At 67.4% G+C, this 639-nt stretch carries 1 protein-coding gene; it reads left to right on the top strand.

Annotation, left to right across the window (positions count from 1 at the left end; genetic code table 11):
• Positions 1–222: 222 nt before the first annotated feature.
• On the top strand, positions 223–639 hold a 417-nt coding region (locus tag NVU01S_RS44055; protein ID WP_507762153.1), incomplete at its 3' end, for a SpnB-like Rossmann fold domain-containing protein.

Genomic DNA, 639 nt, shown 5'->3' with positions numbered 1-639 from the left:
GTGGTGTTGCCGTTTGCGTGGTCCGGTGTGTCGCTGCATGCCGTGGGTGCCTCGGGACTGCGGGCACGGATCAGCCCGGCCGGTGCGGGAGCGGTCGCGATCGAGGCCACAGACCTGACCGGGCACCCGGTATTGACCGCCGCGTCACTGACCTCGCGGCCGGTCTCACTCGAACAGCTCGGCGCACCCAGTACCCGGGAACGACTGTGCGAAGTGCGGTGGATGCCGGCAACACCCACCACCCCGGTGGCAGAGCAGGCTCCTCAATCGCGGGTGTTCACCACGGCCGCGGCGTTTACGGGCTGGGCCCACGACGACACGGCACCGGTACCACCGGTCGTCGTGTTCGACCGCCGCACCACCACCAACACCACCACCACCACCACTGCCGGTGATACCGCTGATGGTGTGGGTGAGGTGGAGATGCTGCAGCGGGTGCACCAGGCGACGGCTGAGACGCTGGCAGTGCTGCAAAGCTGGCTCAGCGACCCACGATTCAGCGCGAGTGTGCTGATGGTGGTGACCTGCGGAGCCGTCGCTGGACCCGGTGAACAGCCCAGCGATCTACCCGGAGCCGCGGTATGGGGACTGGTGCGTTCAGCCCAATCCGAAGACCCCGGACGAGTCATACTCATCGAC

This window comes from Nocardia vulneris, from assembly GCF_001613425.1.
GTDB classification, from domain to species: Bacteria; Actinomycetota; Actinomycetes; order Mycobacteriales; family Mycobacteriaceae; genus Nocardia; species Nocardia vulneris.
The sequence above is the reverse complement of the archived record's forward strand: the minus strand, read 5'-3'. Positions and strand labels throughout refer to the sequence as shown.